This is a genomic window from Streptomyces sp. enrichment culture, assembly GCF_964273145.1.
Lineage (GTDB): Bacteria > Actinomycetota > Actinomycetes > Streptomycetales > Streptomycetaceae > Streptomyces.
Genome location: NZ_OZ186873.1, coordinates 1,784,119 through 1,803,889, shown reverse-complemented (window position 1 = coordinate 1,803,889; position 19,771 = coordinate 1,784,119). Strand labels below are relative to the sequence as shown.

General features: G+C 74.7%; 17 protein-coding genes and 1 tRNA gene. 9 read left to right on the top strand and 9 right to left on the bottom strand.

Going from position 1 to position 19,771, the window contains the following annotated elements; genetic code table 11:
* The first annotated feature begins 75 nt into the window (after window positions 1–75).
* Genes ACSU6Z_RS08205 through ACSU6Z_RS08195 form a run of 3 tightly spaced genes read left to right on the top strand, consistent with a single transcriptional unit; the run spans window position 76 to window position 4,595 of the window.
* Window positions 76–1,242, top strand: coding sequence for an HpcH/HpaI aldolase/citrate lyase family protein (locus ACSU6Z_RS08205; protein ID WP_437044283.1), 1,167 nt, complete (start codon window positions 76–78; stop codon window positions 1,240–1,242).
* 12 nt (window positions 1,243–1,254) lie between these two features.
* Window positions 1,255–3,783 carry a phosphoribosyltransferase gene (locus ACSU6Z_RS08200; protein WP_437044282.1) on the top strand — a complete coding sequence of 843 codons (2,529 nt, stop codon included), beginning with the start codon at window positions 1,255–1,257 and terminating at the stop codon, window positions 3,781–3,783.
* Window positions 3,783–4,595 carry an HAD family hydrolase gene (locus ACSU6Z_RS08195; protein WP_437044281.1) on the top strand — a complete coding sequence of 271 codons (813 nt, stop codon included), beginning with the start codon at window positions 3,783–3,785 and terminating at the stop codon, window positions 4,593–4,595. The genes ACSU6Z_RS08200 and ACSU6Z_RS08195 overlap by 1 nt, the downstream gene beginning before the upstream one ends.
* Here the strand turns inward: ACSU6Z_RS08195 and ACSU6Z_RS08190 are convergent.
* Window positions 4,513–5,307 carry a DedA family protein gene (locus ACSU6Z_RS08190; protein ID WP_437044280.1) on the bottom strand — a complete coding sequence of 265 codons (795 nt, stop codon included), beginning with the start codon at window positions 5,305–5,307 and terminating at the stop codon, window positions 4,513–4,515. The genes ACSU6Z_RS08195 and ACSU6Z_RS08190 overlap by 83 nt on opposite strands.
* A 132-nt stretch (window positions 5,308–5,439) precedes the next feature.
* Between ACSU6Z_RS08190 and ACSU6Z_RS08185 the strand changes: the two genes are divergently transcribed.
* The gene (locus tag ACSU6Z_RS08185) at window positions 5,440–6,585 is read left to right on the top strand and encodes a sensor histidine kinase (protein WP_437044279.1); all 1,146 of its coding nucleotides are present in this window, start codon (window positions 5,440–5,442) and stop codon (window positions 6,583–6,585) included.
* On the top strand, window positions 6,576–7,220 hold the full coding sequence (locus ACSU6Z_RS08180) for a response regulator transcription factor (RefSeq protein WP_437044278.1): 645 nt from the start codon (window positions 6,576–6,578) through the stop codon (window positions 7,218–7,220). The genes ACSU6Z_RS08185 and ACSU6Z_RS08180 overlap by 10 nt, the downstream gene beginning before the upstream one ends.
* Before the next feature lie 29 nt (window positions 7,221–7,249).
* On the opposite strand, the gene ACSU6Z_RS08175 is transcribed toward ACSU6Z_RS08180, so the two are convergent.
* Window positions 7,250–7,468: an FmdB family zinc ribbon protein gene (locus tag ACSU6Z_RS08175; RefSeq protein ID WP_437044277.1), complete on the bottom strand. Its 219-nt coding sequence runs from the start codon at window positions 7,466–7,468 to the stop codon at window positions 7,250–7,252.
* Between the two features lie 73 nt (window positions 7,469–7,541).
* Window positions 7,542–8,933, bottom strand: coding sequence for a hypothetical protein (locus ACSU6Z_RS08170; RefSeq protein ID WP_437044276.1), 1,392 nt, complete (start codon window positions 8,931–8,933; stop codon window positions 7,542–7,544).
* 540 nt (window positions 8,934–9,473) lie between these two features.
* Here ACSU6Z_RS08170 and ACSU6Z_RS08165 point away from each other — a divergent pair.
* Window positions 9,474–9,545, top strand: a tRNA-Val gene (locus ACSU6Z_RS08165).
* An 85-nt stretch (window positions 9,546–9,630) separates the two neighbouring features.
* On the opposite strand, the gene ACSU6Z_RS08160 is transcribed toward ACSU6Z_RS08165, so the two are convergent.
* The 4 genes from ACSU6Z_RS08160 to ACSU6Z_RS08145 all read right to left on the bottom strand — a co-directional run bounded on the left by ACSU6Z_RS08160 (window position 9,631) and on the right by ACSU6Z_RS08145 (window position 13,642).
* A complete protein-coding gene (locus ACSU6Z_RS08160; RefSeq protein ID WP_437044275.1) occupies window positions 9,631–9,993 on the bottom strand; it encodes a hypothetical protein in 363 nt (120 codons plus the stop codon).
* A 547-nt stretch (window positions 9,994–10,540) separates the two neighbouring features.
* Window positions 10,541–10,999 carry a DoxX family protein gene (locus ACSU6Z_RS08155; protein WP_437044274.1) on the bottom strand — a complete coding sequence of 153 codons (459 nt, stop codon included), beginning with the start codon at window positions 10,997–10,999 and terminating at the stop codon, window positions 10,541–10,543.
* Window positions 11,000–11,205: 206 nt separating this feature from the next.
* On the bottom strand, window positions 11,206–12,855 hold the full coding sequence (locus ACSU6Z_RS08150; RefSeq protein WP_437044273.1) for an alkaline phosphatase D family protein: 1,650 nt from the start codon (window positions 12,853–12,855) through the stop codon (window positions 11,206–11,208).
* 142 nt (window positions 12,856–12,997) lie between these two features.
* Window positions 12,998–13,642 carry an HNH endonuclease family protein gene (locus ACSU6Z_RS08145; protein ID WP_437044272.1) on the bottom strand — a complete coding sequence of 215 codons (645 nt, stop codon included), beginning with the start codon at window positions 13,640–13,642 and terminating at the stop codon, window positions 12,998–13,000.
* Window positions 13,643–14,170: 528 nt separating this feature from the next.
* On the opposite strand from ACSU6Z_RS08145, the gene ACSU6Z_RS08140 reads away from it, so the two are divergent.
* Window positions 14,171–14,752 carry a TMEM165/GDT1 family protein gene (locus ACSU6Z_RS08140; protein WP_437044271.1) on the top strand — a complete coding sequence of 194 codons (582 nt, stop codon included), beginning with the start codon at window positions 14,171–14,173 and terminating at the stop codon, window positions 14,750–14,752.
* Between the two features lie 239 nt (window positions 14,753–14,991).
* The gene (locus tag ACSU6Z_RS08135) at window positions 14,992–15,657 is read left to right on the top strand and encodes an HAD family hydrolase (protein ID WP_437044270.1); all 666 of its coding nucleotides are present in this window, start codon (window positions 14,992–14,994) and stop codon (window positions 15,655–15,657) included.
* 45 nt (window positions 15,658–15,702) lie between these two features.
* On the opposite strand, the gene ACSU6Z_RS08130 is transcribed toward ACSU6Z_RS08135, so the two are convergent.
* A complete protein-coding gene (locus tag ACSU6Z_RS08130) occupies window positions 15,703–16,773 on the bottom strand; it encodes a peptidoglycan-binding domain-containing protein (protein ID WP_437044269.1) in 1,071 nt (356 codons plus the stop codon).
* Window positions 16,774–16,967: 194 nt separating this feature from the next.
* Between ACSU6Z_RS08130 and ACSU6Z_RS08125 the strand changes: the two genes are divergently transcribed.
* A complete protein-coding gene (locus ACSU6Z_RS08125; RefSeq protein ID WP_437044268.1) occupies window positions 16,968–19,061 on the top strand; it encodes a DHA2 family efflux MFS transporter permease subunit in 2,094 nt (697 codons plus the stop codon).
* On the opposite strand, the gene ACSU6Z_RS08120 is transcribed toward ACSU6Z_RS08125, so the two are convergent.
* Window positions 18,991–19,545, bottom strand: a complete 555-nt coding sequence (locus tag ACSU6Z_RS08120; RefSeq protein ID WP_437044267.1) for a GNAT family N-acetyltransferase — start codon at window positions 19,543–19,545, stop codon at window positions 18,991–18,993. The genes ACSU6Z_RS08125 and ACSU6Z_RS08120 overlap by 71 nt on opposite strands.
* Window positions 19,546–19,771 lie beyond the last annotated feature (226 nt).

Below are 19,771 nucleotides of genomic sequence, written 5' to 3'. Positions count from 1 at the left end.
CATGAATCTCTACGTACTATTACCGGCCACCTTCGGACAGTCCACGGGTCGCTCGGATCCCGCGGAGGAGCTTGTATGCGTCATTTCGGGCAGATCGCCCCTGAGGTGCGGAAGCGCCTCTTCCACCAGGAGCCGTGCGAGTTCGGCGCGGACTCCCCGGCCCGGCTGCTCTCCGCCGCCCTGGGCGCCACCCTGTACAGCCCGGCCACCCGGCCGCGCCTCGCCGACGACATCCTCAAACAGGCGGCGCGCGGCGTGGTCTCGATGGTGCTGTGCCTGGAGGACTCGATCGACGACGCGGACGTGCCGGCCGGCGAGGAGAACCTCGTACGGCAGCTCACCGATCTCGCCGGCCGCCCCGGGACCGACCTGCCGCTGCTGTTCGTCCGGGTCCGCACCCCCGAGCAGATACCCGACCTCGTGCGCCGCCTCGGCCCGGCCGTGCGGGCGCTGTCCGGTTTCGTCCTGCCGAAGTTCACCGCGGAACGCGGCCTGCCCTTCCTGGAGGCCCTCTCCGCCGCGGAGGCGGAGTGCGGGAGGCGGCTGTTCGCCATGCCGGTGCTGGAGTCGCCGGAGCTGCTGTACCGGGAGTCGCGCGTGCAGACCCTGGAGGGCATCTTCCGCGCGGTGGACAAGTACCGCGACCGCGTCCTCGCGCTGCGCCTGGGCGTGACCGATTTCTGCTCCTCCTACGGACTGCGCAGGGGCCCCGACATGACGGCCTACGATGTGCAGGTCGTCGCCTCCGTGATCGCCGACGTGGTGAACATGCTCGGCCGGGCCGACGGCACCGGCTTCACCGTCACCGGACCGGTGTGGGAGTACTTCCGGGTCCAGGAGCGCATGTTCAAACCGCAGCTGCGGCAGAGTCCCTTCCTCCAGGTGCAGGCCGCCGACCTGCGCACCCGGCTGATCGAGCACGCCATGGACGGCCTGCTGCGGGAGATCTCCCTGGACCAGGCCAACGGCCTGCTGGGCAAGACCTGCATCCACCCCTCCCACGTGCTGCCGGTGCACGCGCTGTCCGTGGTCAGCCACGAGGAGTTCAGCGACGCCCAGGACATCCTCCGCCCCGAGCGCTGCGGCGGAGGCGTACTGAGGTCGGCGTACACCAACAAGATGAACGAGGTGAAGCCGCACCGCGCCTGGGCGGAGCGGACGCTGCTGCGCGCCGAGGTGTTCGGCGTGGCCAACGAGGACATCGGCTTCGTCGAGCTGCTCGCCGCGGGCCTGTCCGACTGACACGGGGAATCCATGAACGACGCAGTGGACGACAGGGGAGACGAGGGCATGGACGAGGGGGAGCGCGCCGGGGTGTGGTCCGGCAGCTGGGTCGCCGAGCGGCTCGGCGTGGAGCTGGCCGGCGACGAGGGGCTCACCGACCTGCTCGGGCTCGCGCTGCGCCGCAACCCCAAGCGCGCCCACCTGCTCGTGTCGAACGTGCTCGGCAAGCACGTCCCGCAGTCCCCGTCCGTGGTGTACGGCTGCGGCTTCGCCCTCGGCCGGCGGGTGCGCGACCTGCTGGGCGAGGAGGAGGCCGGCGCGGCCGTCGTCCTCGGCTACGCGGAAACCGCCACCGGCCTCGGCCACTCGGTCGCCGACGGCCTGGGCGGCGCCCCCTGCCTGCACTCCACCCGCCGCCCGGTCGCCGGGGTCGCCCGCGCGGGCGGCTTCGAGGAGTCCCACTCCCACGCCACCTCCCACCTGCTGCTGCCCGAGGACCCGGCGCTGCTGGCCGGCGACGGACCGCTGGTCCTGGTCGACGACGAGTTCTCCACGGGCAACACGGTGCTCAACACCATCCGCGCCCTGCACGAGCGCCACCCCCGCGAGCGGTACGTCGTGGTGGCCCTGGTGGACATGCGCTCGCCCGCCGACGCCGACCGCCTGGACGACTTCGCCCGCGGGATCGGCGCCCGGATCGACCTGGTGACCCGCGCCCGCGGCACGGTCCGCCTGCCCGCCGACGTGCTGGCGAGGGGACAGGAGCTGGTGGCCCGGCACGAGAGGGAACCGGCCGCCGGCACGCCCGCGCCGGCCGGGCCCGTCCCCCGCGTCGACCTGTGCTGGCCCCGCGGGCTGCCCGACGGCGGACGGCACGGGTTCACGCCCGCCCACCGGGCGCGGCTGGAGAGCGCCCTGCCCGCCATGGCCGCCCGCGTCGCCGAGGCGCTGCCCGACGGCGCCCGCCGGGTCCTCGTCCTCGGCTGCGAGGAGCTGATGTACGCGCCGCTGCGGCTCGCCCGCGAGCTGGAGCAGATCGTCGGCGCCGAGGTGCGCTACTCCACCACCACCCGCTCGCCCGTCCTCGCCGTCGACGACCCCGGCTACGCGATACGCACCCGCCTGGTCTTCCCCGCGCACGACGACCCCGCCGACGGCCCCGGCGAGCGCTACGCCTACAACGTGGCGGGCGCCGGCTTCGACGCCGTCGTCGCCGTCGTCGACTCGGCCGCCGACACGCCCGCGCTGCACGCGCCGGGCGGCCTGCTGGCCCAGCTCGCCGTCCACGTCCCGCACGTCCGTCTCGCGGTCGTCCCCTCGTACGTCCCCGCGGGCGTTCCCCCGCGCGACCCGTACGGCCACTCCCGCGACGAGTCCCCGCACGCGCCCGAAAGGCCCACCATGCTGCCCGACCCCCTCCGCGGCCCCGCCTTCTCCTCGTACGCGCCCGACGAGGTCGGCTGGCTGCTCCGGGACCTCTCGGACGTGACCCTGGAGGCGCCCACCGAGGAACGCGAGGAGGCGATCCAGCGCGGCGGCGCGCACTACGCGGAGTCCCTGCCGGTGGAGTACCAGCCCAGCGAGCGGTACCAGGAGCTGTTCCACGCGGCGCTGCGGGCGTCCGCCGCCCGGCTCGCGCAGGCCGTCGGCACCGTCACCGAGATCGTGCTCACCGAGCGGTCCACCCGTCCCGTCCTGGTCTCCCTGGCCCGCGCCGGCACGCCCGTCGGCATCCTCATGCGCCGCTGGGCCCGCTTCCGGTACGGCCTGGACCTGCCGCACTACGCCGTGTCGATCGTGCGGGGCCGCGGCATCGACGCCAACGCGCTGCGCTGGCTGGCCGCCCACCACGACCCCCGCGACGTCGTCTTCGTCGACGGCTGGACCGGCAAGGGCGCCATCACCCGCGAACTCGCCGACGCGGTACGGGAATTCGAGGAATCCGACGGCATCACCGGATTCGATCCCGAGATCGCCGTCCTGGCCGACCCCGGTTCCTGCGTGCGCACCTACGGCACCCGCGAGGACTTCCTCATCCCCTCCGCGTGCCTCAACTCCACCGTCTCCGGCCTGATATCCCGCACCGTGCTCCGCGCCGACCTCGTCGGTCCGCACGACTTCCACGGGGCGAAGTACTACCGCGAACTCTCCGGATCCGACGTGTCGGCGGCCTTCCTCGACGCCGTCTCCGCGTGCTTCGGCGAGGTCGTCGACACGGTCGACGCCCGCGCCAAGGAACTGCTGTCCGCCGACCGGGAACCCACCTGGGCGGGCTGGGCCGCGGTGGAGCGCATCAGCGAGGAGTACGGCATCCACGACGTGAACCTGATCAAGCCCGGCGTCGGCGAGACCACCCGGGTGCTGCTGCGCCGGGTGCCGTGGAAGGTGCTCGCGCGCGCGGGCGCCGGCCGCGACCTGGACCACGTCCGGCTCCTCGCCGAGCAGCGGGGCGTGCCCGTGGAGGAGGTCGCCGACCTGCCCTACACCTGCATCGGACTCATCCACCCGCGGTACACGCGCGGCGCGACGGGCGCCGACGGGAAGGCGGTGGCCGTCTGATGCCGGTACTCGTCGCCAGCGACCTCGACCGCACGCTGATCTACTCCTCCGCCGCCCTGGCCCTGACCGTGCCCGACGCGCGGGCGCCCCGGCTGCTGTGCGTGGAGGTGTACGACGGCAAACCGCTGTCGTACCTGACCGAGACCGCCGCCCGGCTCCTGACCGAACTCGCCGACACGGCCGTCTTCGTCCCCGCCACCACCCGCACGCGCGAGCAGTACCGGCGCATCGCCCTGCCCGGCCCTCCGCCGAAGTACGCGATCTGCGCCAACGGCGGCCACCTCCTGGTGGACGGTGTCGCCGACGCCGACTGGCACGCGCGGGTGAGGGCGCGCCTGGCCGACGAGTGCGTTCCGCTGGCCGAGGTGCGCGAGCACCTCGTCTCCGCCGCCGACCCGCTGTGGGTGCGCAAGCACCGGATCGCCGAGGACCTCTTCGCCTACCTCGTGGTCGAACGCGACCTGCTGCCGCCGGACTGGGTGAAGGAGCTCGCCGTGTGGGCCGAGAACCGCGGCTGGACCGTCTCCCTCCAGGGCCGCAAGGTCTACGCCGTCCCCAAGCCGCTCACCAAGAGCGCCGCCGTGCGGGAGGTCGCCCGCCGCACCGGCGCCGATCTCACCCTCGCGGCCGGCGACTCCCTCCTCGACGCCGACCTGCTGCTCGCGGCGGACCGGGGCTGGCGCCCCGGCCACGGCGAACTGGCCGACACCGGCTGGACGGCACCGGCGGTCAGCGCCGTGCCCGAGCGGGGGGTCCTGGCCGGGGAGCGGATCCTGCGCGAGTTCCTGCGGGCGGCCCGCCCGGCCGGGTGACCTCCGCCGGATCGACGGCGTCCTCGGCGGGCGGCCCGTCCTCGGGTCCCCCGCGCCCGCCCCGCCTGCGCCGGCCGGCCCCCGGCCGCAGCAGGCGCAGGCAGACGAACGCCAGCACCGCGAGGACGGCGCCCACGAGGACCACCTTCGAGTACGCGGAGACCACCCGCGTGACCTGGGACCAGTTGTCCCCCAGCGCGTACCCGGCGAGCACGAACGCGGTGTTCCACAGCGCGCTGCCGAGCGTGGTCAGGGCCAGGAAGACGGGCAGCCGCATCCGCTCGACACCGGCCGGCACGGAGATCAGGCTCCGGAAGATCGGGATCATCCGGCCGAAGAACACCGCCTTGGTGCCGTGCCGGAGGAACCACGCCTCCGTCCTCTCTATGTCCGCCACCTTCACCAGAGGCAGCCGCCCCGCCATCGCCACCGTCCGGTCGCGGCCCAGCAGCGCCCCGATCCCGTACAGGGCGAGCGCGCCGATCACCGAACCCGCCGTCGTCCACAGCAGGACGGCCGGCAGGTCCATGCGGCCGGAACTCGCCGCGAACCCGGCGAGCGGCAGGATCACCTCACTCGGCAGGGGCGGGAACAGGTTCTCCAGGGCGATGGCGATACCGGCGCCCGGCGCGCCCAGCGCGTCCATGAGGTCGTTGATCCACTGCGGTGCGGCTCCGCTGCCCGCGGCCGTCTGCGCTGCGATGGCTGTCATGCCGACCACGCTAGAAAATCGTGGCTGAAGGGACCCTGAGGAAGACCGCACGATCCGCTGCGGCCAACCGCAGCCGGACATTGCGGTTTCCCGCAGTGTGCACCGGGCCCGCCCGCGACTAGCCTCGCGATCATGCGAGACATGGCACGACGCGGAGCGCGGTGCGGGGCGGGTCTGATCACGGGAGCCGCCGCGGCCGTCGTCGAGCTGCCCTTCGCCGTCCTGGTCGGTGTGGCCCTGCTGCCGGTGGCCGCCTGGCCCGCCGGACGTCGTGCCGTGCTCCGCCCGCTCCTCGTGTGTGCGCGCGTACTGGCGGAGCTGGAGCGGACCCGGCTGCGGATCTGGCTGGGCGTCCGCGTCCCGCCCGCACACGAGGATCTGCCGGCCCTGCGGTACGTGGTGTGGCGGTGGGCCCTGGGGCTGCTGGGCGGGGTCGTGATGCTGTCGGCGGCGATCGGCCTCGGGTACGGGCTGTTCTGGACGTACGGCTGGCTCCTGGTGGACGGCATACGGGACCCCGTCTCGATCGCCCTGAGCAGTCTCGGCGGATTCTTCCTGCTCTTCCTCGCCGTGCAGGGGGCATTCGGCGTCGCCGGACTGGAAGGGCAGTGGGCGCGGCACTGCTTCGGCCCCCGCCATCAGGAGGAGCTGGAGCGGCGCATCGCCGAACTGGCGGCGAGCCGCGCCGCGGTCGTCGACGCGGTGCACGACGAGCGCCGCCGCATCGAGCGCGACCTGCACGACGGGGTGCAGCAGCGCCTCGTCGCCCTCGGGATGCTGCTCGGCCGCGCCCGGCGCAGCCAGGACGCCGACCGCAGGGACCTTCTGCTGGGCCAGGCCCACGAGGAGAGCCGCCGCGTCCTGGACGAGTTGCGCGAGGTGGCCTGGCGCATCTATCCCACCACGCTGGACGAGGCGGGGCTGCGCGCGGCGCTGGAGACGGTCGCCGAGCGGACCTCCGTACCGGTGCGGGTGGAGTACCACCTCACCGAGGAACCCGAGCGGGCCGTCGCGACCGTCGCCTACTTCGTGGTGTGCGAGGCGGTCACCAACGCGGTCAAGCACGCGGCGCCGAGCCGGATAACCGTCGCCGTCGGCGGCACCGGGGAAGGGATGGTGCGTGTGGCGGTGGAGGACGACGGCTGCGGCGGGGCCGACGCCGCCGGCAGCGGACTGTTCGGGCTGGCCCGGCGCGTCGCCGCGCTGGACGGCGACCTGACCGTGGTCAGCCCACCGGGCGGACCCACTCTCGTGGCCGCGGAGCTGCCATGCGACTGATCCTGGCCGAGGACTCGACCCTGCTGCGGGAAGGACTGGTCCGCCTGCTGGCGGAGGAGGGGCACGAGGTCCTCGCGGCCGTCGGTGACGCCGGGTCGCTGCTGAAGGCGGTCGCCCAGGACCCGCCGGACGTGGTCGTCGCCGACGTCCGGATGCCGCCGAGCCACACCGACGAAGGTCTGCGCGCGGCCCTGGAGATCCGCGGGCGATGGCCACGGGTCGGAGTGCTGGTGCTCTCGCAGTACGTCGAGAAGCGGTACGCGACGGAGCTGCTGACCGGCGAGACGGAAGGAGTGGGCTACCTGCTCAAGGACCGGGTGGCCCAGGTCGACGAATTCCTCGAAGCGCTGGAGCGGGTGGCCGACGGCCGGGCCGCCTTCGATCCGGAGGTCGTACGCCAGTTACTGGGCCGCACGACGCACACCGACCCGCTCGCCCGGCTGACCGTGCGGGAGCGGGCCGTGCTCGCCGAGATGGCGCAGGGCCACACCAACGCGGCGATCGCACGGCGGCTGCACATCTCCCAGAGCGGAGTCGAGAAGCACATCAACGCGATCTTCGACAAGCTCGAACTGTCCGGGCGCGAGGGTTATTCGCGCAGAGTGCTCGCGGTGCTGCGGTACCTGGGGAGCTGAAGCACGCGCCGGGCCCGGCGAGGCGGGCGTCAGCCGCAGCAGCCCCCGCCGCAGCAGCCGCCTCCGCCGCCCGCCGGGGGCGCGGCGGCCGGTGCGGCGGCCGAACCGCCGACCGCGACCGTCGACAGGAGCTTCACCGTGTCGTCGTGCCCGGCGGGGCAGGGGGCGGGAGCGGAGGACTCGGCCATGGGACGGCTCAGTTCGAAGGTGTCGCCGCAGGTCCGGCAGCGGTACTCGTAGCGAGGCATGGGCACAGGTTAACCGGCGCCGCCGCCCTTGTCGCAGGGCGCGGTACGGGCGCCGGGGCCGGGTGACGGGGGGTCAGTGGCCCGGGGCGCGGTCCTCGCGGATCTGGGTGACCACGCGGGCCACCGTCCGGCGGACGGCTTCCGTCTCGGTCAGGAAGTGCCAGTAGTCGGGGTGCCGGCCGTCGAGCGTGGTGATCGCGCGCTCCAGGCGGGCCACGGCGTCGTCCAGGGGGCGGGCGTGCCGGGGATCGGGGGTGCTGCGGCCCGCCATGGCCAGCCGCTGGGCGTCGCGCAGGGCGAAACGCGTCCGCTCGATCTCCTGCCGGGGGTCCTTCTGCACGGCGTTCAGCCGCTGCAGCCGGTCACGGGCGGCGGAGACCGCCTCGTCGGTCTCGTTCAGCAGGGCCCGTACGGTCGACAGCAGCGCGGTCGCGTCGGGCCAGCGCTGCTCGTCCCGCGCGGCCTGCGCCTCGGCCAGTTTCCGCTCGGCCCGGCGGACGGCGTCGGCCGCCTGCTCCGGCACGTGCTGGAGGTCCTGCCAGCAGGCGAGGGCGAAGCGCCGCCGCAGCTCGCTGAGGACCGGTTCGACCTGTTCCGTGCGGGTGGTGAGGGCCTGGGCGCGGGTGCGCAGGGAGACGATCCGGCGGTCGGTCTCGGCGGCGCGCTCGGGCAGCCGTTCCGCCTCGGCGCGGACCGCCTCGGCCTCGCGGGTGACCCGTTCGGCCCGTTCGAGGGTCTGTGGCACGCCGTGCTGCCCGGCGCCCTGGTTGAGCTTGGTCAGCTCCGGGCCGAGAGCGGCCAGGCGCGCGGCGAGGGCGTCCGCCTTCAGGCCGGAGCTCCGGGCGGTGTCCAGGGCGTCGGAGGCGGCGCGCAGGGACTGCCGGGCCCGTTCGACGGCGGGGGCGAGCCGGGCCAGCTGGGTCTCGGCCTTGCCGATCAGCGGGCCGAGGCCCTCGGCGAAGCGGTCCAGTTCCCGCTTGGCCCGGCCGAGCTCGTCCCGGGCGGCGGTCAGGTCGGCGCGGGCGCGGGCGGCGGCCGACGCCTCCAGGTCGTCGCGGTCCAGGTCGTGGGCGTCGACGGCGTCGATGTACTGGCGGCTGGCCTCGTCGATGCGCCGCCCCAGCGCCTCGAAGCCGGCGACCGCGCGCCGGGCGGCGGGGGAGTCGTCGACGGCCGTGATGGTCTCGATGGAGATGCGCAGGTCCCGCTGGGCGGTGTCCAGTTCGTAGAAGGCCGCCGCGGCGGCGTCCTTCGCGGCCTGCGCCTCGGCCCGCTGGTTCTCGGCCCGTCCGCCGAACCAGCGCCGGGTGCCGCCGCCGGCGAACGCGGCGGGCAGCGCCAGCACGGCGACGAGCGGCAGGCCCAGCAGCGTGAACGCGTCGCGGAGCGCGCCGGCCCGGCGGGGGCTCCGCGCCCGGTGCCCGGCCCGGTGGGGATGCGGCGGGCGAGGCGCGCGCGGCTCCATCGGCGGCGTATACGGCTGCGATGGTGTCGCCGTCACATCCCTCTCCCGTGTCGTCCGCCCTGCCCGGGTTCATTCTCCCACCCGTAAGGGACGAACACACGGGCCGGTCAGTTCGCCGTACGGACCGTGACTTTCCCGCCGGCGCCACGGGCGTCGACCGCGTGGGGGGCTGGAGCCGTCCCGGGGTGCGGACACGCCGGCCGGGCCGTCACCGGTGCGCGCCGCCCCTCGTGGGAGGTCCGGGGCGGCCCGGCGCTCACCGGGGCCGTCGTCGCTGCGGGCGTCCACCGGGCCGGGTACGGCACCGGGTGCGGAGCGGGACGTGACGGCCTCCCCGGGTGTCCCGGACTCACCGGGCATGACGGCGGGGCGCCCCGCCCGGGCCGGGCGGGCCCCGGGCGGTGGGGCTCCTCGACCGTGCGGATCCGGCACCCGCCCCGGGACCCGGGCGGCTCCCGGACCGGTGGCGGCCCCGGGGCGGGTGCGCGGTACGGGTTTGCGGGGCAGTGCTCCGGGCAAGGTAGGCTGTCGACTCGTTCCGGGTGCGTAGCTCAGGGGTAGAGCGCCTGCCTTACAAGCAGGATGTCGGCGGTTCGAAACCGTCCGCGCCCACCGGAACCGGTGGACGATCACCGGCGGAGAGGCTCCCGGAGGCACCGGGGGCCTCTCCTCGTGTCTGCGGCGGCCCCCGCCCCCTTCAAGAACCCGGCCCGGTGCCCCCGGCGTCCTCGGGCGGGGTCTCGTGGGCGTGCTTCAGCCGGGAACGGGCCGCCACGCGGTCGGCGCCGTCGAGCTCGGACCAGTAGCGGTGGGTGCTGACGAAGACGGCGAGTTCGCGCTCCCGCTGCCGCAACTTCTCGACCTCGGCCTGTTCGTCGGCCGACCAGCCGGGCGAGGCGGGCCGCTCGATCTTGCGCCAGCCGTTGTCGTCGCTGAAGCCGTCCAGGGGCTCGACCGACCAGGGGAGCCGCTTCAACAGGGCCGACAGCTCGGCCCGGACCTGATGCAGTTCCTGCTGACCGGCGAGAAGGTCACTCGGAAAGTCATAGGTCGTTGCCACGTCCTGATGATACGCCTGTTCGAATATGGGGGATGTGGTGTTCGCGGGGCTCGCGCCCCGGTTCACCCCGTCGGCGGGACGGCGCCCGCGGCGGTGACCTGGGGCGAGGAGCCGGTCCCGGCCGGTTCGCGCATCGAGGTGGGGCGGCGCGTCGCCGGGAGCGGGGCGACCGCCGTCGAGCTGTGCGTGACGGGGACGGAACCCGGCCGCACGTACGGCGTGCACGCGCACCGCCATCCCCGCGGTGCCGGCACCGGCCGTCCGCCGGTCCGGCCGGCGCCAACCCGCGGAACGGGGTCCGGCCCGACTTCACCGCCGACGCGCGGGCGCGGGCCGGGCGGGCGTCCGCCACGAGCGGGGGTTCCGGCGCGGTGAGGCGTCCTCCGTCGTCCTCCACGGCGAAGCGGGCGACACGGGAACCCGCGCCGCCCGCTTCACGGTGCCGTTCGGCGGGGCCGCCCGAACCGGCCGGCCGCGGCCGGAAACACCCGTGGTGCCTCCCCCGCCCGGGGAAGGCACCACGGATTGGCGGAAGCGTCCGTCCGGTTCAGGCGGCGACCGGGGTCTGCCGCTCCGCGACCGGTCCGCCCTGCGCCGCCGCGCGCCGGGTCAGCAGCCGGTCCAGGCCGAAGGCGCCGGAGCCGGTGAACACCAGCAGCAGGAAGGCCCAGCAGAACAGGGCGGGTATCTCGCCGCCGTTCTCCATCGGCCACAGGGCGGCGGGCTGGTGGACCTTGAAGTACGCGTACGCCATGGAGCCCGAGGCGATGAACGCGGCGGCCCGCGTGCCGAGGCCGAGCAGGACGAGGGTGCCGCCGACCAGCTGGATGACGGCGGCGTACCAGTTCGGCCAGTCGCCCGTCTCGACGGTGCCTCCGTCGGTGCCCGCCGCGCCGCCGAGCACGCCGAAGAGGGAGGCGGCGCCGTGGCAGGCGAAGAGCAGGCCGACGACGACGCGGAAGAGGCCGAGGGCGTACGGCTGCGCGCGGTCGAGACGTGCGGTCATGTGGGGTGCTCCTTCGATCGGGCCGGTCCGCGGGAGGACCGGTCGGGGAGGAACCGACTGGGCGACCCACGTTAGGTGCACCTAATAAGTTCTTGCAACTTCAACATTCGGCCGCAGGCGGCGCGGCCCGCTCCCGGAGGGGAGGGTGAGGAGGAGCCGAAGGCGGAAACGGGAGGGGCGAAGGGGGTGAAAGGGGTTAAAGGGGTTCAGGCGAGGTCGGTCTCGACGACCGTCCGCAGCGCCGCGCCCCGGCCCTCGCCGCGTTCCGCCCGCGCCTGCTCCAGCCGCAGCCGTGCCGAGCGGCCGCGCAGCGTCAGCGTCATGAACTGGTTGCCGAACCAGGGTCCGCCGGTCTTGCGCCAGCGGACCGGCGGCCGGGGGGCGCGCGCGTGGCGGGCGAGGCACCGGCCGAGGGCGCGGGCCGGGGCGCTCCAGCCGAACCGGAAGCCGAAGCGCATCGACAGGGGAACGGAGTTGTGGACGGGGGAGCAGGTCAGCTGCACCACCCGGGCGTCCGGCCCGCGGCCCGGCCAGGACGGCTCGGCGATGTAGGCGTGGTGGACGTCTCCCGACAGCACGGCCACCGTCGCGGGCGCCCCCGGCCCCGTACCGGCCTCGGCGATCAGTTCGGTCAGCTCGGCGAAGGACTCCGGGAACGCCGCCCAGTGCTCCAGGTCCGCGGCCCGCCGCAGCTTCTCCCCGAGCCGCGCCCAGCGCGCGCCCTTCCCGCCCCGGCACAGGAGGGCGTCCCACGTCTCGGCGTCGTGCACCAGCGGGGGCAGCAGCCAGGGCAGGGAGGTGCCGATGAGGAGGTGGTCGCAGGGTTCCGGCCCGGACGGCATCTGCTCGCGCAGCCAGGCGGCCTCGCCGGCGTTGAGCATCGCCCGGCGCCCCTCGTCGAGGACCCGGGCCGCCCGGCTGTCGACCATCAGCAGCCGTACGCGGCCGAAGTCGCGCCGGTAGCTCCAGCGGACACTGGCCGGATCGGCGTCCGCCTGGGCGGCGAAGGCGCGCAGCACGTCCGTGCCGTCGGGGGTGCGGCGCACGGCGGCGTACAGCGGGTCGGCGGCCAGCTCGTCCGGTGACAGGTTGCCCAGGTGCTGGTAGACCCAGTAGGACATCAAGCCGCTCAGCAGCCGTTCGCGCCACCAGCCGGTGGCTCGCATGTCGGTGAGCCAGGCGGCGGAGGTGTTCCAGTCGTCGACGACGTCGTGGTCGTCGAAGATCATGCAGCTGGGCACCGTGGAGAGCAGCCAGCGCACCTGGGGATCGAGCCACGACTCGTGGTACAGGTGGGTGTACTCCTCGTAGTCGGCTACCTGGTTGCCGGGAGGTTTGCGCAGGTCGCGGCGGGTGGCGAGCCAGTTGCGGGTGGCGTCGGAGGTCTCGTCGGCGTAGACCTGGTCGCCGAGCAGCACCAGGGCGTCGGGCCGCTCGCCCGCCGGATCGGCCGCGAGGCGGGCGGCCAGGGTGTCCAGCGCGTCGGGGCCGGCCGGATCCTTCTCGTCGGCCGGCGGGGCGGCCCAGCGGCAGGAGCCGAAGACGATCCGGACGGTGTCGCCCTCGCCCGGCGTGCGGATCACGGAGGGCGGGAGGCCGGGCGGGCGCGCCTCGGGCGGCGGCCACACGGGCGTGCCGTCGAGGAGCACCTCGTACGCCGTGGAGGTGCCCGGCGTCAGGCCGGTCACCGGGACCAGGGCGTAGTGGTGGCCCGCGACCTGGAAGGTGCGCGCCGTGCCGCGGGCCCCGTCGGCACAGCGCACCTCGGCGGTGCGCGGACGGTCCGCCTCGACCCACACGGTCGCGGACGAACCGTCGACGTACCTCAGCAGTGGTCCCAGCCGCAGTGTGGCCATGTGTCTCTTCCCCTCGGTCCCCCCGGTCGCCGTCGCTCCGTACCGTACGGAACGACGGAGGCCGGGGGGCGGGTTCCGGCGGCCCGGGTCTCCCGTGTCCCGGGGGCCGGGGCGCGGGGCCCGGCCGGCGGGGCGGGCGGCCTCAGCAGCCGGCGAGGTGGTTCTGCAGCGCCGACTTCTCGGCGGGGTCCACCGACAGGTCGTAGTAGTACTTCACCTGCACCCACGCGCGGACGTAGGTGCAGCGGTAGGCGGTGCGGGAGGGCATCCAGGTCGCCGGGTCCTGGTCGCCCTTGGCCTGGTTGACGTTGTCGGTGACCGCGAGGAGCTGGGGGCGGGTCAGGTCGTTGGCGAAGGCCTGGCGCCGGGAGGTGGTCCAGGCGCCGGCGCCGGAGTCCCAGGCCTCGGCGAGCGGGACGAGGTGGTCGATGTCGACGTCGGAGGCGGCGGTCCAGGTGGCGCCGTCGTAGGGGGAGTACCAGCTGCCCGCGGTGGCGGCGCAGGAGGAGTCGGTGACGACGTTCTCGCCGTCCCGTTTGAGGACCGTCTCACGGGTGTTGCAGGCGCCGCTGACCGTGGACCAGTGGGGGAACAGCTCGCGGTCGTAGCCGGTGCGGTCCTCGGACGCCACGGTGAGGGCGGCGAGGTAGGCGCGGGCGGTGGCGCCGCTGACCGGGGTGGGCAGGGCGGCGGAGGCGGCCGGGCCGTTGAGGAGCGCGGCGAAGGCCGCGAGACCGGTGAGCGCGGCGAGGAGGCCGAGCCGTTGACGCGCGTAGAACCTGCGCATGGTGAACTCCCTTGCGTTGCGGGGGTGTCGGGGGGCGGGCGAGGGGAATGCTCGTGACGCCGTGTGGCGTACAGATGTGCGGTCGGTAAGAAGCTAATGACGTGTTCATGTCACGTCTATGGGCGGGACGCCCCGCGTCGGGGGACGCGGTGGGGCGGCGGGAGGACGATTTCGCGCCGGGGGCGGCAAGGGGGCGGCGCCGCCGGGATCGCGCCGGCCGTGCGTCCCGGTGCTCCGGCGCGAACCGGAGGGATGTGCTCCGGCCCTTGGGGGCCGCGCCGGGCGTCGCGTAGCATGGACGGCGCAGAAGGGGAGTAGCTCTTCGCCGGACCGTCGACATACTGCTCAGCTCGTCTGGGCCGGCGCCCGGAGGCGGGCCTCGATCACGAGGCCGGCCAGCGAGACCTTCGGCAAGCAGTGCACGCCCGTGCCCGCACGGCAGGGGCGCTCCGTGTGCTGCCGTGCCGAGGTGTCCCGTGTCAAGGTCCAGCACTCTCGGCGGGGCAGCCCCGACCGATTGAGGAATCGTTGATCAGCTTCACCGTGACGGCACTCGTCTTCGGCGTCGTCTTCCTCGCCGAGCTGCCCGACAAGACCGCCCTCGCCGGCCTCGTCCTCGGCACCCGCTACCGCGCGTCGTACGTCTTCGCCGGTGTCGCCGCCGCCTTCGCGCTGCACGTCGCGCTCGCCGTCGCGGCCGGCAGCGTGCTCACCCTGCTCCCGCAGCAGCTCGTGCACGCGCTCACCGGCGTGCTGTTCCTGGGCGGCGCCGCGATGCTGCTGATGAAGAAGGACGAGGACGAGGAGGAGATCCGCAAGCCGGAGGACCAGTCCTTCTGGAAGGTCGCGGGAGCGGGCTTCATGCTCATCCTGGTCGCCGAGTTCGGCGACCTCACCCAGATCATGACGGCCAACCTCGCGGCCCGCTACGACGACCCGCTCTCCGTCGGCCTGGGCGCGGTGCTCGCGCTGTGGGCGGTCGCCGGACTCGGCATCGTCGGCGGGAAGGCCCTGATGAAGCGGGTGCCGCTGCGGCTGATCACCCAGATCGCGGCCCTGCTGATGCTGGGGCTCGGGCTGTGGAGCCTGTGGGAGGCCGTGACCGGGTGAGCCCGGGCGGCGGCCGGGCCGCGCGCGGCGGCCCACGGCCCGGCGAGGACGGCGGGGAGTGTCACGCCGGCCCGAAGAGCGGATGAACGGCCGGGGAAGGCGGTGGCGCGAGGACGGCCGCGTTTTGTACCGTGGAGAAACAAAGTGGCTCCCGCCCGTTCTCCCTGACCGGCGGGCGGGGCCACCTTGTACCGGGGACACGCCCGTGAGCCCCTCATCCGCGCCTTGGAGCCCCGCCCATGACGGCCACTTCCGTTCTCACCGCCCGCGCCCTGCTGCTGGACATGGACGGCACCCTCGTCAACTCCGACGCCTCGGTCGAACGTGTCTGGCGGCGCTGGGCGGGCCGGCACGGGCTGGACGGCGACGAGGTCATGAAGGTCGTCCACGGGCGGCAGGGCTACGCCTCCATGGCGCTGCTGCTGCCGGAGAGGCCCATGGAGCACAACCACGCCGACAACGCGCGCCTGCTGGCCGAGGAGACCGCCGACACCGAGGGCGTCGTGGCCGTCCCCGGCGCGCCGGAGTTCCTCGCCTCGCTGCGCGGACTGCCGCACGCCCTCGTGACCTCGGCGAACGTCGCCCTGTCCACGGCGCGCATGGCCGCCGCCGGGCTCGGCATGCCCGAGGTGCGCGTCACCGCGGAGTCCGTCGGTGCCAGCAAGCCCCACCCCGAGGGCTTCCTCAAGGGCGCCGCCGAACTCGGCGTCGACCCCGCCGACTGCGTCGTCTTCGAGGACTCCGGCGCCGGCATCACGGCCGCGCGCGCCGCCGGGATGCGGGTGGTCGGGATCGGCCCCCGGGCCGGCGCCCACCGCCCCGACGTACTCGTGCCGGACCTGACGCGGCTGCGGGTCGAGGCCGGTCCGGACGCAACGATCCTGCTGCACGTCCGGACCGACTGAGCCGAGCGGCCCTCCGGCTCGCGCCGGCGCTTCGGGGCGCGGCCCCTACCGCGGCTCCGACGTCTCGGCCTCCAGGCGCTGCCGGGTCTGCGGCCCGTACACGCCCGGCTCGTCGGAGCGGATGCCGCGGGTCCACTGGAAGGTGCGCACCGCGTCCTCGACCCGGTGGTCGAAGACGCCGTCGATGTCGCCCGCGTAGAGGTGGACCTCGCGCAGGCGGCCCTGGAGCTCGGCGACCTGCGGGCCCCGGTCGCCGCGCCGCAGCACGGAGCCGCCCTCGTCGTGGCCGTCGTCCTCCTCCTGCGGCTGCTCCGCCGTCCCGGTGGGGCGGGCGGTCGTCCCCGTCGTCGTCGGCGAGGCCGACCGGGACGGCGTCACCGACGGCGAGGCGCCGGACGGCGACGCCGACGCCGATGCCGGTGCCGACGCCGATGAGCTCGCGTCGGCGGAGGGGGACGGCGACGCGGACGCCGGCCGCGCGGACGGGCCGGTGCCGCCCGGCGCCGGCGCCGGCGAGACCGCGCCGGCCGACGGCTCCGGCACCCCCGCCCGCACCTCCTGCGGCAGCGCCCCGTCCCGTGACGGCGTCTCGTAGGAGAACAGCCCGCCGGCGTACCCGGCCACCGCCACCGCGACGGCGGCCGCGGCCACGCTCGCCACCACCCCCCGGCGCCGGCGGCGCGGCTGCCCGTCCGCGCCGTGCGGCACGGGGCCGGAGAGCGGCTCCGGTTCCGGCTCGGGGGCATCGGAGGGACGCGGGGCGGTGGGAGTGGGCGCGTCGGCCGGCGGAGCCGGCGGGGCGGGGAGCGCGGAGGTCTGCTCCGCCGTGCCGGACGGCGTCGCGGAGCCGGCGGCGCGCGGCGGCACGGCGGCGTCCGGCTCCGCCGGCGCCGATGACCGCGCGGGCGCAGCGGGCTCGCCCGAGCCGTCCAGCTCGACGTACGGCCGGATCCGCAGGGGGTCGAAGTCCCCGGCCGCGGCGGCCTGCGCCGACCGCGCCTCGCGCAGCGCGTCGGAGACCTGCCGGGCGCAGGCGCAGGAGGGCGTACCGTCGGCCCGGCGCCGCGCCCCGCACTGCGGACACGGGTGATCCCCGGGACTCCTCGGCTGCTCCACGCGATGCGCCCCTCTCCTCACGAACCCCTCGTGAACTCAGAGATTATGCAGAGCATCTTTGCGCTCCGGTGCGCACGCCCCCTCGTGCGCGTGCGTGAGCGCCCTCGGAACGCCGGCCTCCGACAGGACTGAACGGGCGATAACTGGTCACACCGACCACGAGGGATGGCGGGACGAGACCTCGGGAGGTTTCCATGGCCGGGGATGCGCGCGAAGCGGCGGGCGCGACGGGCCCCACGGGGGTGACGGGTCCGGCGGACCTCGCGGACGCGACGCGGACCGACGCCCCCGAGCACGTGCCCGGCGGTGTCCTCGTCTCGATCGGCGCGCTGCTCCTCGGCATGCTGCTCGCCGCACTGGACCAGACCATCGTGTCGACGGCCCTGCCCACCATCGTCAGCGAACTCGGCGGCATGGAGCACCTGTCGTGGGTGGTCACCGCGTACCTGCTGGCGGCGACGGCGGCCACCCCGCTGTGGGGCAAGCTGGGCGACCAGTACGGGCGCAAGAGGCTGTTCCAGGCCGCCATCGTGATCTTCCTGGGCGGGTCCGCGCTGTGCGGCGTGGCGCAGGACATGCCCGGGCTGATCGCCTTCCGCGCCCTGCAGGGCCTGGGCGGCGGCGGGCTGATGGTGCTGTCCATGGCGATCGTCGGCGACCTGGTCCCGCCCCGCGAACGCGGCCGGTACCAGGGCCTGTTCGGCGCGGTGTTCGGCGCGACCAGCGTCCTGGGACCGCTGCTGGGCGGGCTGTTCACCGAGCATCTGAGCTGGCGCTGGGTCTTCTACGTCAACCTGCCCGTCGGCGTCGTGGCGCTCGCCGTGATCGCCGCCGTGCTGCGCGTCCCGCGCAGGGCCACCCGGCACGTCATCGACTACCTCGGCACCCTCCTGATCGCCTCCGTCGCCACCTGCCTGGTCCTGGTCGCCTCCCTCGGCGGCACCACCTGGGCGTGGGGTTCGCCGCAGATCATCGGCCTGGCGGTGCTGGGCGCGGTGCTGGCCTGCGTCTTCGTGGCCGTCGAACGCAAGGCGGCCGAACCCGTCCTGCCGCTCAAGCTCTTCCGCGTGCGCACCTTCACCCTCTCCGCCGCGATCAGCTTCATCGTCGGCTTCGCGCTGTTCGGCGCGATGACCTACCTGCCGACGTTCCTCCAGGTCGTCCACGGCGTGAGCCCGACCATGTCCGGGGTGCACATGCTGCCGATGGTGGCCGGCATCCTGCTGTCGTCGACCGTCTCCGGGCAGATCGTCAGCCGCACCGGCCGCTGGAAGGTCTTCCCCCTCGCGGGCACCGCCGTCACCGCCCTGGGCCTGTTCCTGCTGCACCGGCTCGACGAGACCAGCTCCACCGCCGAGATGAGCGCCTCCTTCCTCGTCTTCGGCGCCGGTCTCGGCCTGGTGATGCAGGTCCTGGTCCTGATCGTGCAGAACGCGGTGCCCTACGAGGACCTGGGCGTGGCCACCTCCGGCGTGACCTTCTTCCGCTCCATCGGCGCCTCCTTCGGCGTCGCCGTCTTCGGCACGATCTTCGCGGGCAGGCTCGGCGACGAGCTCGCCGACGCCTTCCGCGGCGCACGGCTCCCACCCGGCGTCTCCGCGGACAGCCTCCAGGCCGACCCGCGCGGCATCGCCGCCCTGCCGCCCGCGCTGCGCCCCGGAGCGCTGCACGCGTACGCCTCCTCCATCACCGACGTCTTCCTGTACGCCGCCCCCGTCGCCCTCCTCGGCTTCGCCCTGGCCTGGCTGCTGAGGGAGGACCGGCTGCGCGGCTCGGTCACGGCCCCCGACGGCACCCAGACCTTCGCCAGCAACCCGGTGGAGCGGTCCTCGCACGACGAGGTGTGCCGCGCGCTGTCCGTCCTCGGCACCCGCGAGGGCCGCCGCGAGGTCTACCGGGAGATCACCGAGCGGGCGGGCTACGACCTGCTGCCCGCCGCGAGCTGGCTGCTGCTGCGGATCAGGAGGTACGGCCACCTGGAGCCGGCCGTGCTCGCCGAGCGCGGCCCCGTCCCGCTCCGGGCGGTCATGGAGGCCGCCCGGCAGGTCGAGGAGCGGCGCCTGGCCGTCCGCGAGGGACTCGACCTGGTCCTGACCGACCAGGGGCACGAGGTCGTCCAGCGGCTGGCCCACGCCCGCGAGGAGTCCCTGGCCGAGCTGCTCGGCGACTGGTGGGGACCGGACCGCCCGGCCGACCTGGGGCAGCTGGTGAAGGAGCTCACCGGCGAGCTGTGCGGCTCGGAGCGGGAACGCCCGCGCGAGGCGCGGTCCCTGGCGCACGCGGGGTGAGGGGCTTGCGGAACCAGTGCTCGGCGTACGGACTGCTGTCGTACGCCTCGGTCTCCGTGTAGCCGAGCCGCGCGTACAGGGCGCGGGCCTCGACGAGGTCGCTGCGCGTGTCGAGCACCATCTCCGCCGCACCGAGCGTCCGCGCCGCGTCCTCGGCGGCCCCGACCAGCAGCGCGGCCCCGCCCCGCCCGCGCACGCCCTCGGCGACGAACACCCGCTTCAGCTCGGCGGTGGCGGGGGCCCGCAGCCGGACGCCCGCGGTGCCGGCCGGTTCGCCCCCGTACCGCGCGACCAGCAGCACCCCGCGCGGCGGGGCGAGATCGGCACCGGTCTCGGCGGCGATCTCCCGCTCCAGCCCGGCGGGGTCGGTCCGCCGTCCCTCGTACCGCAGGTACCAGCGGTCGCTGACCTCGGTGTAGTACGCCCGCCACAGGGCGGCGGCGACGGGGGAGTCGTACGGTTCCGGGGCGATGGTCCAGGACATGGAGGGGATTGTCCGGACGGGCCGGACCGGCACGCAATCGAATAACGGACGCGGCCGGACGGCGGGAGCCCTCCCGGTGCCCGTCCGCGCGTCCTCCCGCCGACGGCGTACGCCTCCTGCGCCGATCGGCCGACACGGGTGTCGGCCCCGCGTACCGTGTCCGCCGGCTGCCGTTTGGGCCGTTCGGGCCGGGCTACCCGCAACCCCCAACCGGCCCGTACCGAAG